1 protein-coding gene is annotated in these 501 nt (G+C 50.7%); it reads left to right on the top strand.

Going from position 1 to position 501, the window contains the following annotated elements; genetic code table 11:
* Positions 1–171 (top strand): DUF1214 domain-containing protein (locus tag HX773_RS26225; RefSeq protein WP_176973816.1); only part of this gene is annotated, 171 nt, incomplete at its 5' end.
* Between the last annotated feature and the right edge of the window lie 330 nt (positions 172–501).

The raw sequence follows: 501 nt of genomic DNA on the forward strand, positions 1-501 counted from the left end.
AACGCCGACGGCTCGATCGATGTGCATTTCGGCCCGAACTCACCGGGCGCCGGCAAAAACTGGATCAAAACCCTGCCTGGCGAAGGCTACTTCGTGATTCTGCGGTTATATGGCCCGACCAAGGCGTTCTTCGAGAAGGCATGGAAACCGGGGGATTTGATCAAGCAATGATCTGAACTGCGTCTGAACGACATGAATGCATGAATGCAATCATGTCTTCGGCGTTCTTGACCGACAGCTTTGGGTCGATATCAGCCCTTCACGAAAGGCGGAAATCGGCCATAAGTGGACAGTCAACTCTGGTTTTTCTCCGGTACCATCGCCATGACTACCACACGGAAGGTCTTTGACCATGGACACGCCTCTAACGACTCCGTAATGTGTACACATTTCGTGCTGCCTGCTCCTTGCCAATCGAAGTGGTAAGATAGCGGAGGCGAGCCACAAAGAAGGACATGAAACGAAATGTTAATAACTAAGTTGACTTTAAAAAACTGGCGA

Origin of the sequence: Pantoea sp. B9002 (genome assembly GCF_013385945.1) — a bacterium.
GTDB lineage: Bacteria > Pseudomonadota > Gammaproteobacteria > Enterobacterales > Enterobacteriaceae > Pantoea.